The organism is Streptomyces ardesiacus, assembly GCF_003112575.1.
GTDB classification, from domain to species: Bacteria; Actinomycetota; Actinomycetes; order Streptomycetales; family Streptomycetaceae; genus Streptomyces; species Streptomyces ardesiacus.
This window is the reverse complement of the sequence record NZ_BEWC01000004.1, coordinates 69,269-85,438: the sequence shown is the minus strand read 5'-3', so window position 1 is coordinate 85,438 and position 16,170 is coordinate 69,269. Positions and strand designations below refer to the sequence as shown.

Annotated in this window: 4 protein-coding genes; 3 read left to right on the top strand and 1 reads right to left on the bottom strand. The window is 71.7% G+C overall.

What is annotated here, in order from left to right:
• Positions 1-13: 13 nt before the first annotated feature.
• The gene (locus Sdi02f_RS15290) at positions 14-715 is read right to left on the bottom strand and encodes an NTP transferase domain-containing protein (protein ID WP_108933461.1); all 702 of its coding nucleotides are present in this window, start codon (positions 713-715) and stop codon (positions 14-16) included.
• 364 nt (positions 716-1,079) lie between these two features.
• Here Sdi02f_RS15290 and Sdi02f_RS15285 point away from each other — a divergent pair, with 364 nt between their 5' ends.
• The 3 genes from Sdi02f_RS15285 (at position 1,080) to Sdi02f_RS15275 (ending at position 16,169) form a co-directional block, all read left to right on the top strand.
• Positions 1,080-2,285, top strand: coding sequence for a glycosyltransferase (locus Sdi02f_RS15285; protein ID WP_108933460.1), 1,206 nt, complete (start codon positions 1,080-1,082; stop codon positions 2,283-2,285).
• 571 nt (positions 2,286-2,856) lie between these two features.
• Positions 2,857-6,855, top strand: coding sequence for a non-ribosomal peptide synthetase (locus Sdi02f_RS15280; protein WP_108933459.1), 3,999 nt, complete (start codon positions 2,857-2,859; stop codon positions 6,853-6,855).
• Entirely contained in the window at positions 6,852-16,169 is a 9,318-nt protein-coding gene (locus Sdi02f_RS15275) for a non-ribosomal peptide synthetase (RefSeq protein WP_108933458.1), read from the top strand. Before Sdi02f_RS15280 ends, Sdi02f_RS15275 begins: the two co-directional genes overlap by 4 nt.
• Position 16,170 lies beyond the last annotated feature (1 nt).

Below are 16,170 nucleotides of genomic sequence, written 5' to 3'. Positions count from 1 at the left end.
GCCGCCGCAGGGGTCACATGGGGGTGTTGTAGTTGACGATGCCCTGCACCATGAGGGCGACCGCACCGGTCAACGGGTTGGTCGTTCCCCTGCCTACGACGTCGGGCAGTCTGTGCGCCTCGTTCTCGGTGACGGCCACCATGCCCCAGTACGCGTTGAAGCCCGAGGGATTCCCCGGCTTGTCGGCGGCGGCTCCCACGGTCAGGACTCCTCTCGTCTCGGTCACGGCCAGCGCGCCCATCTGCCGCAGTGTGTCGTGATCCCGTTCCTCGGCGGCCACCACGCTCCAGCCCGCCACCTCCACCTGCCGCAGGGCGTCAAGGAGCTTGCCCTGCGTATCCGGCCCCGTGACAACGATGTCCGGAAGAACGAGGGCCACGGGTCCCTGTGTCATCGGGAGGGCCGACCGTATCGCCCCGTCGAGACCGCTTCCGAACGACTCGTCCTGGTAGACGAAGACCATCTGGAAGGTGTCGGCATAGCGGGCGAGGTGACTCACCGTGTTGAGCTTGTGTGTCCCGAACACGACGACCAGGCGCACCTGGAGCCCGCTCTTGGCGAGTTCGACGACGGCTTCCAGGCTGCGGTCCAGCACGGTCACCCCAGGGGCCAGACAGTGCAGCTCCTTCGGGTAGGGCGCCCCGAAACGCGTTCCGTGTCCGGCGCAGGGCAGAATAACCGAAACATCGGGTAAGGGTGTGGACGAACTCTGCATCGTGGGGCACTCCGGTTGTGTGGACGATGGGGGATCTTGCACACCTCGCCGAGCACAGACTGCCCAGAGCCGGCCGACACTGAACCTCCGTACCTGCGTACCTCCGCACGTCGGCGCGCACGCGGGGGACTGCGACGGGCTGCTCCCGATAACTCCCGAAGGCACAAGTCCGATGCGGCGCAGCCGGGTTGATCGAAACCCCCATTTGCGATGACGTGAGGCGGCCATCGCCTACCCTGACCGGCACGCGACCTGCACCGCTGCCGGTCGTTCCCGACGACCGACGTGGCGCCGCCGCCGGCCAGCGCCTCGAGCTGGGCGGAAACGATCAGAGGCATGCGAGACCGACGGAAGAGGATGCTGAATGCGGGTGCTGTTGTCTACATACGGGACACGTGGCGACGTCGAACCCCTGGTGGCACTCGCGGTGCGGCTACGGGCACTCGGCGCGGAGGTGAGGATGTGCGCGCCGCCGGACGAGGAGTTCGCCGAGCGCCTCGCAGGTGTCGGAGTGCGGTCGGAGCAGGTCGGACTACCGGTGAGGGAGCTGATGCGCGGCCGGACCCTGCCCTCGGCGGCGGACCTGGCGCGCTACCGGAACGAGTTGGTCGAGACGCAGTTCGACAGCTTCCCTGCGGCGTTCGACGGCTGCGACGTGGTGGTGGCGGCGGGTCTGGGGCAGGTCGCCGCGCGATCCGTGGCCGAGGCCGCGGGCATCTCCTATGTGTACGTGAGCTATGCGGCGGTCCACCTGCCGTCGCCGCATCACGCCCCGCCACCGCGGCCGGGCTGGCCGGAGCCCGAGGAGACCGACAACCGGACGCGGTGGGAGTGGGACGCCCGGAACGTCAACGCGCAGTTCGGCGAGGCACTCGGCCGCCACCGGGCAGCGCTCGGCCTGCCGCCGGTGGACAACGTGCGCGATCACATCCTGACCGACCGTCCATGGTTGGCGGCGGACCAGGTCCTCGGACCCTGGCGGAAGGCCCCCGGACTCGACGTCGTGCAGACAGGTGCATGGACCCTCGCGGACGAGCGCCCCCTCCCGGCGGACCTGGCGAGGTTCCTGGAGGCGGGCAGCCCGCCGGTCTATGTGGGCTTCGGCAGCATGGCCCCGGGCGAAGGCATCGGCGGGATGGCCGTGGAGGCGATCCGCGCACAAGGGCACCGCGTGCTCGTGTCCCGCGGGTGGGCGGACCTGGAACTCGTCGACGACGGGGACGACTGCTTCGCCCTCGGCGAGGTCAGCCATCAGAGCCTGTTCGGCAAGGTGGCCGCCGTGGTCCACCACGGTGGCGCGGGAACGACGTTGACGGCGGCACGGGCGGGTGCGCCGCAAGTGGTGATACCTCTCCAGCTGTCGGACAACCCGTACTGGGCCGGTCGGGTGGCGGCGTTGGGCCTCGGTGCGGCCCTCGACGCCCGGACCACGACCGCCGAATCGCTGGGCATCGCCCTCAAGACCGCTCTGTCGCCCGAGACCCGGGCGCGTGCGGAGTCGCTGAGCAGCCGGCTCCGCACGGACGGAGCGGAGGTGGCCGCGCGCCGGTTGGTCGACGAGCCGCGGTGAACGACGCCGTCCCGTAGCGCTCGGGCTCATCCGGGCGAAGGTGCCCCGGGTGGAGACGCCCCGGGTGGAGACGCCCCGGGTGGAGGGGCCCGGGCGGTGGTGAACCCGTCCGGGCCCCGAACCAATGGCCTCATGACACCGCTATCTTTAGTCAAATCCCTTAATGTCGCACCCGCCGTGCGCAAACAATGTCCCCTCACAAAACGGGTGTGGCGTTGGTCACGGTTGACCGCTTAATCGGAGCGCATTTAGCATCAGCGGAAATGAGCCACCGCACGGGCGGCCGAATAAGCAGAGGCGTCCACAATTGCCACCCTGCACGCACCTCGCGCAACTTTATGGAGCCTTGGTAGACAGACGCCGATTTTCAGATCCTGGCGCGGGGCGCCACCGAGTCCGTGAAAAGTCCGGTTCGGATTACCGAACGATCAGCCCTCCTGGGACTCCGGGCGGCAACGCGACAACGCTTGACCAGGTGCGATAGCCGATGCGTACATTCTGGACGTCACCCCGATACTCCGGGCTGCCGGACCTGATTTCCTCCGCGTTCTCTTCTCGTGAAGGGTAACCCATGTCCTTACCCCGAATCGTAGCCAGTAATCGTTCCGACGAAGAGACGAAATCCGTGCCTTTGTCACTGGCGCAGGAACGTCTGTGGGTGATGGCGCGCATGGACGGAGACGCCAGCGCCGCCTACAACGAGCCGATGCCCTTCGATATCCAGGGGCCCCTGGACCGGGACCTGCTCATCGAGGCGCTGCATCTGCTCACGGCCCGGCACGAAGCCCTGCGCACCCGGCTCGTCCCGGCCGAGGGTTCGGCTCTTCAAGTCGTCGACCCACCGGACACCGGGTTCCCGGTGACCTTCGAGGATCTGACGGGACTGCCGGACAGGGTCGAGCGGTTCACGCGCCTACGGGCGGAGGTGGAGGGCACCCCGTTCCGCCTGGGCGAGGAGCCCATGGTGCGCGGCTGCCTGATAGCACTCGAACCGCACCGGCACGTCCTGATCCTGGTGGCGCATCACATCGTCTTCGACGGCTGGTCCCGCTCGCTGCTGCTGAGAGAACTGGGCCTGGTGTACTCCGCGCTTCAGCAGGGGCAGGACGTCTCACTGCCCGAACTGACCTGGCAGTACAGCGACTACACGCGCTGGCAGTGGGAGTGGATGTCGGGAGACGAGCCCGTCTCGCACGGCGACTACTGGACCACCGCACTGAGGGGCGCCCCGGCCGTGCTCTCCCTCCCCACCGATCGGCCCCGCCCTCCCCAACAGGACTTCCGCGGCGCCCGGGTGTCCCTGAACGTCGACGAGGACCTGACGCGGGCCCTGCGCGCGCTGGCCTCGGACAACGATGTCTCCCTCTACGCAACCGTCCTCACCGGCTGGTCCGTGCTGCTGTCCCTGCTCTCCGGGCAGGACGACATCGTGGTCGGCGCGCCCACCTCGAACCGCCGACGCGGGGACGTCGAGGGTCTCATCGGCTTCTTCGTCAACACCCTCGCGCTGCGTGCCGACCTCTCCGGCCCGCTCAGGGTCAAGGACGCCCTGAAGCGCGTGAACCAGCGCATCCGTGAGGCTCTCCAGCACGTCGACCTCCCCTTCGAGCGAGTTGTCGAGCTGGTCAACCCGCCCCGGAGTCCCGCCTGCACGGCCCTGTTCCAGACCATGTTCGCCTGGGTTCCCTCCATGCGGAGGGAACTCGAACTTCCCGGCCTGAAGGTCGAGTTGCGGGAGGACGCCGCCCACGTACCCGCGAAGTTCGACATGGTCCTCGCCCTGGCCGACGAAGGCCGGCACCTGACCGGGGAACTCGACTACGCGGTGGCGCTCTTCGACCGGGCGACGATCGAACGGTACCTACGCCACTTCCTCCGCGTGCTGCGCCTGATGACCGAGCAGCCCGATGCCGAGATCGCCGACCTGACGCTGCTCGACGAGGACGAGCAGCGGACACTCCTCGCCACCTTCAGCACAGGGCCCACCGTGGCCGGCCCGACACCGGCGGGCGTGCTGGAGCGCTTCGCGGCGCAGGTGCGCGAACGATCCCAGCAGTGCGCGGTGGTGGCCGACGACGCGGAACTGGACTACGCGACCCTCGACCGTCGCTCCAGCCGTCTCGCCCGTGCGCTGACAGCCCGCGGTGCCGGCCCCGACCGCGTGGTCGGCCTGCATGCCGGGCGTACGGCCGATCTCGTCGTCGGCGTGCTCGGCATCCTCAAGGCCGGGGCCGCCTATCTGCCCCTCGACCCCGGACAGCCCTCGGAACGGCTCACCGCCATGGTGAGCGACGCCGCACCGGTCCTCGTGCTGACCGACCGGGCGGACACCGGGGGAGAGGACCGGGATCAGTGGGAGAGCCTGGCGAAGGTCGAGGCCGAGGGAACCCACGTCGAAGCGCCCGGCGTCACCCCGGACCCCGCCCGGCTCGCCTACGTCATCTACACCTCGGGATCGACCGGCCGCCCCAAGGGCGTGGCGGTGACGCACGGCAGTGTCGTCAATCTCCTCGACCACTGGCACGCCCTCATGGGAGACGCACCCGGCGAGGCGTCCTCGGCCTGGTCGAGCATCGGCTTCGACGCCTCGGTGCACGAACTCCTCGTCCCGCTGACCACGGGCGCCGTGCTCCACCTGGTACCCGACGACATCCGTGGAGACCCTCGGGCGCTGCTGGACTGGATGCGCGAACGCAAGGTCACCCAGGCCTTTCTGCCCCCGTCCTACGTCCTGTGGATCGGCGAGGATCCGGTCGCACGGCTGGCCGGCCTGAGCCTGCGCCGGCTCCTCACCGGAGTGGAGTCCCTGCCGGAGAGCACGCTGCACCGCATGCGCGAGCTGCTGCCCGGCCTGCGCATCTGCTTCGGCTACGGCCCGACCGAGGCCACGCTCTACTCCACCGCCTACACCGACCCGCAGCCGAACCAGCGGTCGTGCCCCATCGGGCGGCCGCTGCGCGGCACACGCCTCTACCTGCTCGACGACCGCATGCGCCCGGTACCCGTGGGCGTCACGGGTGAGGTCTACCTCGGCGGAGCGAGTCTGGCCCGCGGGTACCTGAACCGTCCCGATCTCACCGACGAGCGTTTCGTGCCCGACCCGTTCCTCCCCGGTGAACGCGTCTACCGCACCGGAGACCTGGCGCGCTGGCTGCCGGACGGCAACGCCGAGTACCTCGGCCGCCGCGACGACCAGCTCAAGCTGCGCGGCTTCCGTATCGAACCCGGCGAGGTCGAGGCGGCGCTGCTGGCGGTGCCCGGGGTGCGCGAAGCCGTGGTGCTGGCCGATCGCGAGGCGCCCGGTGGCCCCCGCCTGGTCGCCGGCGTGGGATGCGACGCCGAGGCCACGCGGACGCCGTACGCGTGGCGTGCGGCCCTCAAGGACCGTCTGCCGGACTACATGATCCCGGCCGTGGTGGCCGAGTTCGAGCGACTGCCGTTGAACCGCAGCGGCAAGGTGGCCGGGGCGGAGGTGCTGCGTGCCGCGGCCGGAACCCGCGCGGGGCAGGTCAACGCCGCCGCGCCCCGCGACCACGTGGAGATGGGGCTGTACCGGATCTGGCGGCTGGTGCTGCTCCACCCGGACATCGGCATCGGTGACAACTTCTTCGAGCTGGGCGGCACGTCGATCTCGGCGATCAAGATGGCGTCCGCCGTCCAGGAGGAACTCGGCGTGACGCTGCCGGTCCGGGACGTCATGCTGCACCCCACCATCGAGGCGCTCGCCGAGCGGGTGCGGGCCAACGACGGCGAGGCCTCGCGGTCCGCCGGGCTCAGCAGCCTGGTGGAGTTCCGCGCCGGAAGCGGTCGGCAACGCGTGGTGTGCGTGCACCCCGCCGGCGGCACCGCCTTCTGCTACCTGCCGCTGTCCGCGGCGCTGCCTGACAACGTTGGCGTGGTGGGACTCCAGGCACCCGGCATCAATCCCGGCGAGTCCACCCTGCCCGGCGTCGAGGCGATGGCCGAGGAGTATCTGCGGCTCGTCGAACCGCGCCCGGACGAGGCGCTGGTGCTGTGCGGGCTGTCCTACGGCGGACTGATCGCGTACGAGATGGGCCGCCGACTGGCAGCGGCCGGACACGAGAAGGCCGGCGTGGTCCTCCTCGACACCCACGCCGCCCACGGCGACGAGCGGCGCGCCGCGACGGCGCCGGTCGGCATGGAGGAGTTCCGGGAGAAACTGGTGCGCTTCAACGGCATGTACCCGGGCATCGACGACGACCAGGTGGCCCGGTACCTGAACGTCTACAACCACCATCGCGAGACGGCGGGCGACTACGCCGTACCCGCTTCGCCCGCCCGTGTCGTGCTGATGCAGGCGACGGCAGTGGAGGGCGAAGAGGCGGACGTCGAGGACGCCGCCGTTCGCCTGCGCGCGTTCTGGCGGCGTCGCGTCAGCGGCGAATTCGTGGTCGAGCCGGTTGCCTGCGGTCACTGGGACATGCTCGAGAGCGACGAGCTGCCCCGTGTCGCCGCCGTCCTCACCGCCGAACTGCACCGCCTGGCATCCGTGCCCGCCAGGGGCGAGACGGAGTGCACGACCCCTTCAGGCACGTGGGAGGAACGATGAAACCGCGCGTCGCAACGTCCCCCACCGACCTGCCCGCGGACGTGCCCGCGGACGTGGGCCCCTCGGCCGGCATCGCCCTGGAAATACACCGCCGAGCCCTGCGCACACCGCGGGCCGAGGCGGTCGTCGACGGCCCGGTCACCCTCGACTGTGCGACGTTGAACGCGGCAGCCGCCACCGTCGCCCGGGAGTTGGGGCGCCAGGGCGTCACCGCGGGGCAGGCCGTGGCGGTGGCGCTGCCGAGGTCGTGGCGGCTCGTCTGTGTGATGCTGGGCATCCTGCGGCTGGGGGCGCAGGTCGTGCCCCTGGACACCCAGAGCCCCGCCGAACGGCGCCGCTTCATCCTCCGGGACTGCGCTGCGGTCGCCCTGGTGCGCGAGGCGACCGAGCCGGCGCCGGACGTGAAGGCCCTCGACGCGGACACCCTGCTGCCCGACCTTCCGGACCCCGCTGACGCCGTGGAGGCACCGGCCCCTCCCGGCACGGCGTCGTTCCTCTTCTACACCTCCGGAACGACGGGACAGCCCAAGGGAGTCGAGATCCAGGACGCCGGAATCCTGCGCCTGGCACAACCCGGCTCCCTCCGTGTCGAGCCCGGTCGGCGCTATGCCTGCCTGGCCAATCCGGCGTTCGACGCGCTCAGCTTCGAAGTGTGGACGCCCCTGCTGACCGGCGGCTGCTGCGTGATCCTGCGCGATGCGGACGCGCAGAACCCCGAGCGGCTCGCCGGGGCGCTGCGGCACGAGCGCGTGGACACCGTCTTCATCACCACGGCCCTGTTCAACGCCATGGTCACGGCCGTGCCCGACTGCTTCGCCGCAGCCGGCGAGGTGCTCGTGGGCGGGGAACAGCTCAACCCCCGGGTGATGCGCCGCTGGTACCGGGACAACGCCGACAGCGGCACCCGTCTGTTCAATGTGTACGGGCCGACGGAGTCCACTACCTTCGCCCTGTGCCACCCGATCCCGCGGGAGTTCGACGGGGACGTGGTGCCGATCGGCCGGCCGTTGCCGCAGACCGGTGCGGTCCTGGTCGTACCGGGCCAGGAACGGGTCGCCGCGCCCGGTGAGGTCGGCGAACTCCTGCTGAGCGGAACCGGACTGGCCGTCGGGTACCGCAACCTTCCCGAGGAGACCGAGCGGCGCTTCGTGCGGCTGCCGTGGCTCGACGGCGGCGAGGAGCGGTACTACCGCACCGGAGACCTCGTACGAACCGACCACGAGGGCCTGGTGGAGTACGTCGGACGAGCCGACCGCCAGGTCAAGGTCCGCGGCTTCCGGATCGAACCCGGCGAGGTGGAACGGCGCGTTCTCACCCACCCGGCGGTCGAGCGGGCCTACGTGTGCACGCGCCGCGCGGACCCGGAGGGCCCCAACGAACTGCTGACATTCCTCGTCCTGCGTCACGACCTGTCCTACGAGGAGTTCGACGGCCACCTGGCGACCCACCTGCCCGCCTACATGCGCCCCCATCAGATCCACCTCGTGGCCGAGCTTCCGCTCAACGCCAACGGCAAGGTCGACCAGGCCGCCCTGCTGCGGCAGGCCGACCGGCCTTGGCGGCCCACCGCCTCCGACTCCGGCGCACCGGCCACGACGGAGACGGAGCGCCGGGTCGTCGAACTGGCCGAGGACATTCTCGGCACCACGGGCCTCGGGCTCGGCGACCGGTGGATCGCCAGCGGCGGCGACTCGTTGAAGGCGCTCCGGTTCTGCTTCGCCGTACGACAGCGGTGGGGCCGTGAGCTGTCCCAGGCGGAGGTCCTCCACGGCGACCTGGCCGCCGTCGCCCGTTCCCTCACCGGGGTCCGTCCCGGTGAGGAGGGCGCGTTGCCGGCACCGGTCGTCTCCGGTGCCCGCTCGGCGCCCGCCACCAGCGAACAGCAGCGGCTGTGGCTGCTGCAGCGCCGCGACCCGGCCTCCCGGGCCTACTCCGTCAACCAGGTCTTCCGCGTGGACGGGCCCGTCGACACCACCGCCCTGCGGCGGGCACTGCGCAGCCTGGTGGCACGCCACGCGGCCCTGCGGACGAGCTTCGGCACCGGACCGGCCGGCCTGGAGCAGACCGTCGGGGAGCCGTACGACCCCTGGCACGAACCGGGCTCCCGGCAGACCTGGGACGAGGAAGAAGCGCACGCCTTTGCCGACGGCTTCTTCGCCGAACCCTTCGACCTCGCCGTCCCCCGTATGCTCCGGGCCTGCTGGCTGCCGCGTGACGGCGGCGGCACGCTCCTGCTGCACCTGCACCACATCGCCGTCGACGGCTGGTCGTTGAGCATCCTGCTGCACGACCTGTCGGCCGGCTACGCCGCGGACGAGGGGTCCGGGACACCCGCTCCGACCCCCGTGGACTTCGCCCTGTGGCAGAGCGACCGGTTCGCGAGCACGGCCTACCAGGCGCGACGCGACCGGCTTCTCGCGTTCTACCGGGGACTGGAGGAGCCCCAGGAGCCCCTGCCCGCCCAGGACACGGGCCCGGCACCGCGGGCGCACCTGCTGCGCACGTCCCTCGACACCACCCGGCGGGACCAACTGGACCGAGTGTGCGTCGAGTTCGGCCTGACCCGGTTCCAGGTCCTGCTGAGCGTGTTCACCTGGTGCCTGTACGGCGTGACCGGCCTGGTCCGCCCGCGCATCGCCGCGCCGGTCGCGGGCCGCCCGGTGCGCGAGTTCGAGAACAGCGTCGGCATGATGGCGAACACCGTACTGCTGCCCCTGACCGTCGAGCCCGGCGAGGACCTGCGCGCACACCTCGCCCGCACCAGGACCGGCACAGGGCAGGTACTGGGAGACCAGGAGGTGGCGTTCACCGACGTCCTGACCGGCTGGGACGCCGCCGGCGACAGCACACCGTTCGACTTCCTGTTCGTCCTGGAGAACACCGACTTCGGGGCGCTGCGACTGCCCGGGTGCGTCCAGCGCCCCCTGTGGTGGGCGGCCCCGGAGGCCAAGTGCCCGATGACGGTCTCCGTGGTCGAGCAGACGGACGGACTCGACGTGCTGTGGGAGTACGCCGCGGACCGGTTCACCGGCAAGGACGTCGAGGCGATGGCGGAGCTGCTGCGAAGGGGCGTGGACGCGCTCGCAGCCGGTGGCCGCCGCACTGCCCGTGAACTCGTCGCGCCGTACCGGCGGTCCCTCCCGGAGCACGGGCGCGGACCCGCCCCGGAACCCGGCTTCACCACCGTCACCGAGGGATTCGGCCGGCAGGTCGCCCGTACTCCGGACGCCCCGGCCGTCGTCACGGCCGACGGCCGCACCCTGAGCTACGCGGCCCTCGACGCCCGTGCCGCGGACCTCGCCGCGGAACTGGCCGACCGCCACCCGGTCCCGGCCGACGGCAGCCCCTGCCGGGCGGCCCTGTACCTGGATCCCTCGGCCGAGCACGTGGTGGCGCTGCTGGCACTGGCACGGCTGAACGTCACCGCCGTCCCCCTCGACCCCTCCTACCCGGCCGACGTGCTGCGGCGCGTCCTGGAACGGATCGACCCGCTGTGCGTGCTGACCGCACAGGACAGCTCGCCGAGGCTGGACACGCTGCTCCCGGACGGCGTGGTGACCCACCCCGTCGTCGCGACCGATCCGGCGCCACGGGAGGGAGACGGCGCGAGCGCACCGTCCGCCGGTGCGGGAAAGTGGCCCACGCACAACGGGAGCCGACCCCTGTACACGTTGTTCACCTCCGGCTCCACCGGGGTCCCCAAGGGCGTGCAGATCCACGACCGCACCCTGTGCGACCTGATCAGGTGGCAGTCCGGTGCCGGCGGCCTGACCGCCCCCGCGGCCACCCAGCAGTTCTCGATGCTGGCCTTCGACGTGTCCTTCCAGGAGATCTTCGGAACGCTGTGCACAGGTGGCAGTCTCCGGCTCATACGCCCCGAGTGGCGTCAGGACGTGCCCGCGCTCCTGGACCGGCTGGACTCCACGGGGGCCGAGCGGATCTTCATGCCCTACGTGGCTCTGCAGTTGCTCGCCGAGTACGGGGTCCGCCTGGGCAAGTACCCCTCCCGGCTGCGCGAGGTGGTCACCGCGGGCGAGCAGCTGGTGTGCACCGACAGCATCCGGCGCTGGTTCGCCGGCCTGCCCGGCGCGCGCCTGTTCAACCACTACGGGCCGACCGAGACACACGTGGTCAGTTCCCTGTGCCTGGACGGCGACCCGAGTCACTGGCCCCAACGGCCCGCCATCGGACGCCCGGTGGCCGGCGCCGATCTGCGGGTGGTGGACGCCCAGGGGGACCCGGTCCCGACCGGCCACAGCGGCGAGCTGCTGATCGGCGGGACCATGACCACCCGCTGCTACCTCGACGAACCCGCGCTCGACGCCACCCGCTTCGTCGAACTCCCCGGCGCGGGCCTGTTCTACCGCAGTGGCGACCGGGCCTTCTTCGATCGCGAGGGACTGCTGCACTACGCGGGCCGCGACGACCAGCAGATCAAACTCAGCGGACACCGGCTCGAACTCGGCTCCGTCGAGGCGGCCCTGCTGCGCCATCCGGCGGTGGTCAACGCCGTCGTCACACGTGACGGCGACCGGCTGACGGCCTGCCTGGAACTCCGCGGCACAGCACCGTCCGCCGACGACCTGAGCGCGCACCTGTCCGCGCTCGTGCCCTCCTACGTCCGCATCGACCGGTTCCGGAGGCTCCGGGCGCTGCCGCGCACACCCAGCGGCAAGCTGGACCGGCGGGCGGCGCTTCGTGCACCGGGCGAGGAGATCCGCCGTTCCGCGGTCGCCCGCACCGGGCTGTCGGCAATGGAGGAGCGGCTCACGGCCGCCTTCGAGGAGGTCAGCGGGGCGACGATCGCGCCGGACCAGACGTTTTTCGAGGCGGGCGCCTCCAGTCTCGCGCTGATGCGCTTCCACCTGCGCTGCACCACGGCTCTCGGAATGCGTTTCAGCGTCGCGGACCTCTTCGAGCACGTCACGGTCCGCTCCCTGGCCCGCCACCTCACCGCCCCGAGGCCCCTTCCCCCCTCGGCCCCGGGGACCGACGGGCTCCCCGAACCCGGCGAACCGATCGCGATCGTCGGCATGGCGGTACGGGTGCCCGGTGCCCCGGACCTGGCCGCCTTCTGGGACCTGGTGGTCTCCGGCGGCACCGGAATCCGCCGCATCGACGCGCCGCGAGGAGTGGTCGGCGCGCACAGCACGCTCGACGGGATGCTCGACTTCGACCCGGGTCACTTCGGCATCAGTCCCCAAGAGGCTCGTCTGATGGATCCCCAGCAGCGTCACCTGCTGATGGCCGGCGTGCAGGCCCTGGCGCACGCCGGCGTGGCGGACACCTCGACCACACGGGTGGGCCTGGTGGCCGGTGCGGGGGAGAACACCTACTTCCAGTCCCTGCTGCGCGAGGCAGACCCCGGCCGACTGCCCGACGGATTCCAGCTCGCCCTGCACCACGAGAAGGATTTCCTGGCCACCAAGGTGGCGTACCACCTCGGGTTGACCGGCCCCGCCTTCAGCGCCCAGACGGCCTGTTCCAGCTCTCTGGTAGCCGTGCACCTCGCCGCCGGCATGCTCCGACAGGGCGAAGCCGACGTGATGCTCGCCGGCGGAGTACTCGTCGACCCCGGGCTGACCGGCGGCTACCGCTACCGCCCGCAGCACATCTTCTCCGCGGACGGCGACTGCCGGCCCTTCAGCGACGACGCCACCGGCACGGTCGGCGCGAGCGGCGTCGGCGTAGTCGTCCTCAAACCGCTGAGGCAGGCACGGAGCGACGGCGACACCGTCTACGCACTCCTCACAGGCTCCGCGATCAACAACGACGGGGCGGCGAAGATGAGTTACACCGCCCCGTCCCTGGCGGGACAACGGGAGGTGATCCGCACCGCCCTGTCCCGCGCGGGACGCACGGGCGCCGACCTCGGGTACGTGGAGGCCCACGGCACCGGCACCCGGCTGGGCGACCCGATCGAAGTGGGGGCGCTGCGGCAGGCGTTCGACGTCAGTGAGTCGGGCCGCTGCGCGCTGAGCTCCGTCAAGAGCCAGCTCGGCCACATGGGCGCGGCCGCCGGTGTGGTGGGCCTCGTACGCGCCGCCCTCGCCGTCCACCACGGGATTCTCCCGCCCAACCTCAACTTCCGGGCCTTCAACCAGGAGATCGGCCCCGACCCCACCCCCTTCTACGTCCCGACGGAGGCCACGCCCTGGCCCGCGGGCCGCGAACGGGTGGCCGCGGTCAGCAGTTTCGGGATCGGCGGCACCAACGCCCACGTCGTCGTCGAGCAGGACCGCGTGCCCGGACCGGCGGCAACCCGCGAAGGACCCGAGTGCCTCGTGCTGTCGGCCTCCAGCGCGGAAGCCCTCGCCGCCGACGCGGCCCGGATCGCCGACTACCTCCAACTGCACCCGGAGCGCCACGGGTGCGTGCTGCGTCATCTCCAGGCCGGGCGGGTCGCTCGCCGTCTGCGGGCCGCGGCAGCCGTGACGGACGCCGCCGGAGCCGCACACTGGCTGCGCACGGTCGCCACGGGCGCGGTGCCGCTCGGGACCGCAGACCCGGACGCCGCCACGGTCTCCGCGGCCGGTCGCACGGCCCACGACCTCGCCGCGCAGTGGGCCGCAGGACACCCTGTCGACTGGGGAGCCGGTTCAGCCCAGGCTCCCTGGGACTTCCCGCCGCCGGCCTTCTCCCTCTCGGAGTACGACTTCGACCGACCGCCCACGGATCCGCGCGAGACCCCTGCCGCCCCGCCCCGCAGGCTGCCCCGTGAGAACTGGCTGCACCAGCCGCACTGGGTCCGGCTGCGCCGCGCCGTCGTCGCCGACTCCGCCCTGCCGGCCGGCCGCGCCTCCGCCGTGGTCGTCGTGGCTCCCGAGAACACTCCGGGGACAGCGCTCGCACCCTTCGCAGCCGTGGCCTCGCGAGTGATCCGGGTGCACCCGGCCGGCGCCTTCGCCCGCAGAGGACCGGACGCCTACGAGGCGGACCCCGCCGACCCGACGTCGCTGCGCCGGCTGTTCGATGCGCTGTCCGAGGACGGTGCTCCGGTCTCGCTCGACACGGAGTGGGTGCACGCCCTGCCGCTCGGCGTGAGCGGGCCGGTCGGCCCCGGCACCCTGGAACACGCCCGCCGCGCCTGCCTGGACACCACGGCCGCCCTGGCACAGGCGCTGACCGGGCGGGACGGCTCCCCGCGTGTGTGGTGGCTGTCGTACGGAGCCCGGCCCGTGGTGGGAGCGGTGGACCGACCTGACCTGGCGCTCCTCGCCGGGCCGGTCGAGGTCGCCCCTCAGGAGTCCGCCCTGAACGGTCACTGGATCGACCTCCCCGACGGCGACCTCACCCGCTGGGCCGGACACGTGGCCTCGGTTGTCGCCGGGACACGTGAGGCCGGTCAGCGCGACAGACCGGCTCTGCCGCGTCAGCTCGCGCTGCGGCAGGGCTACTGGTGGCGGCCCGACACCCTCCCCGTACCGGACCCGGCGGGTACGCGGTCCCTCGTACCGGCCGGAGAGGACACCGTCCACCTCGTGCTCGGCGGGACGGGCGGCATAGGCAGCGCCGTCGCCGCCTGGCTGCTCGAACACACCCGCGGCCGGATCCTGTTGCTGTCGAGGAAGCCGCGGCTGCCCGAGGAGTTGAGCGCCTGGGCCCACCGCGTCGGCCTCGTCCGGGCGGACCTCGCGACCATGCCCGTTCACGAAGTGGCGGCGCGCGTCGCCGACCGGACGCCACGGCTGGACGGCGTCGTCCACGCGGCGGGTCTCGGACACGCCGGGGTGCTCGTACGGCGTGATGCCGCGGCGATGCGCGAGGCCGCCGCGGTCCGCGAGAGGGGCGCACTCGTCGTCGAGCGGCTGATCGAAGCCTTCCGCCCGGCGATCGCGGTCTACTGCTCTTCGATGTCCGCCTGGCTCGGCGGTGTCGGCCACAGCGACTACGCGGCCGGCGCGGGCCTCCTCGGCGGCTTCGCCCATCACCGGGCCACCGACACGGAGACGACCGTCCGGGTGGCAATCGACTGGGACATCTGGAGCGAGAGCGGAATGGCGACCCGGGTTCCGAGCGCCGACGCCCGCCATCGGGCCCACCTCGCGGTGGGGCTGACCGTCGAGGAGGGCAAAGCGGTCTTCGGCCATGCCCTGGCCCTGCAACTGCCCCAACTCCTCGTCTCCACCACGGACATCGATGCCGCCCGAGCCTTCTACGGCCCCGCCGAACCCGCGGACCGGCCCTCCCGCACCGGACCGGTGCACCGGACGGAAGGACAGGAAGAAGCCCCCGGCCCCGGCGGTCCCGAGGAGCGAGCGGACGCCCTGGCCCGGGTGATCCAGGATCTGCTGGGCCTGGACGAACTGGGTCCCGAGGACTCCCTCTACGACCTGGGCGCCGACTCGCTGACTCTGCTCAGCCTGATCGACCGGATCGAGGACGACTACGGCGTCGAGTTCGACCTGGCCTCCTTCAGCCACCGCGTCAGCCTCGCGGAGATCCTCAAACACATCGAGGCGGCCCTCACCCCCGCGGGGCCCGCCGTCGAGGCGACCGGAAGCACCTCCCGGGTCGTCCTCGACATCTGGCAGGAGGGGACCGGCCCGGCCGTCCTGTGTCTGGTGCACCCCGTGGGCGGCGACATCCAGGCCTATCGCTCCCTGGTGGCAGCGCTCGGACCCGAGCCCACGGTCTGCCTCATCGCCGACCCGGCACTCCGCGACCCCGAGACGCCCGCATGGTCACTGACCGAGCGGGCCCATCACTACCACGCGAAACTGCGTGAACGCTTCGGCGGGCCGGAGCACCGACTTCACCTGGCCGGATGGTCCTTCGGCGCCCGTGTGGCGATGGAGATGGCGGGCCTCGCCGAGGCGACCGGGCGGCCACCGGAAGCGCTCCACCTTCTGGACCCGCCGCCGCCCCACGCGAAAGGGCCGGCCACCGCCTACGACGAAGCCCGTCTGGACCAGGTGTTCGCCGCCGAACTCGACAGCGGCGCACCCTCGTTGCCGACCGAGCACGCGCAGGCGTACGCCGCGAGACTGGCCCGCTGCTGCCGCGTCAACCTGCGCAGCCTCGGGGAACATCGCGTGAAGCCACTCGTCTCCGTCCCCACGTATCTGTGGCTGGCCAGACACCCCACGCCGGGTATGGACGCCCCCGCGGACCCCCAGGAGTCGGAGCGTCAGTGGGCCACCTGCCTCCCCCCGTCCGCCGTACTGAGGCATCTGCCCACGGACCACTACGGCATCGTCGCGGCACCCCAGGTGGACACCGTGGCCGAGGCCATCAGAGCGGCTCTGGCGATGCCGGCCGCCGGCACACCTGGAACCACTGACCCGCACGGAACCCACCCTTCTGGAGGATGAC

Excerpts from the sequence above, each read along its gene's own strand:
- Sdi02f_RS15290 (WP_108933461.1), bottom strand. The coding sequence starts at position 715 with ATGCAGAGTTCGTCCACACCCTTACCCGATGTTTCGGTTATTCTGCCC.
- Sdi02f_RS15280 (WP_108933459.1), top strand. The coding sequence starts at position 2,857 with ATGTCCTTACCCCGAATCGTAGCCAGTAATCGTTCCGACGAAGAGACG.
- Sdi02f_RS15275 (WP_108933458.1), top strand. The coding sequence starts at position 6,852 with ATGAAACCGCGCGTCGCAACGTCCCCCACCGACCTGCCCGCGGACGTG.
- Sdi02f_RS15285 (WP_108933460.1), top strand. The coding sequence starts at position 1,080 with ATGCGGGTGCTGTTGTCTACATACGGGACACGTGGCGACGTCGAACCC.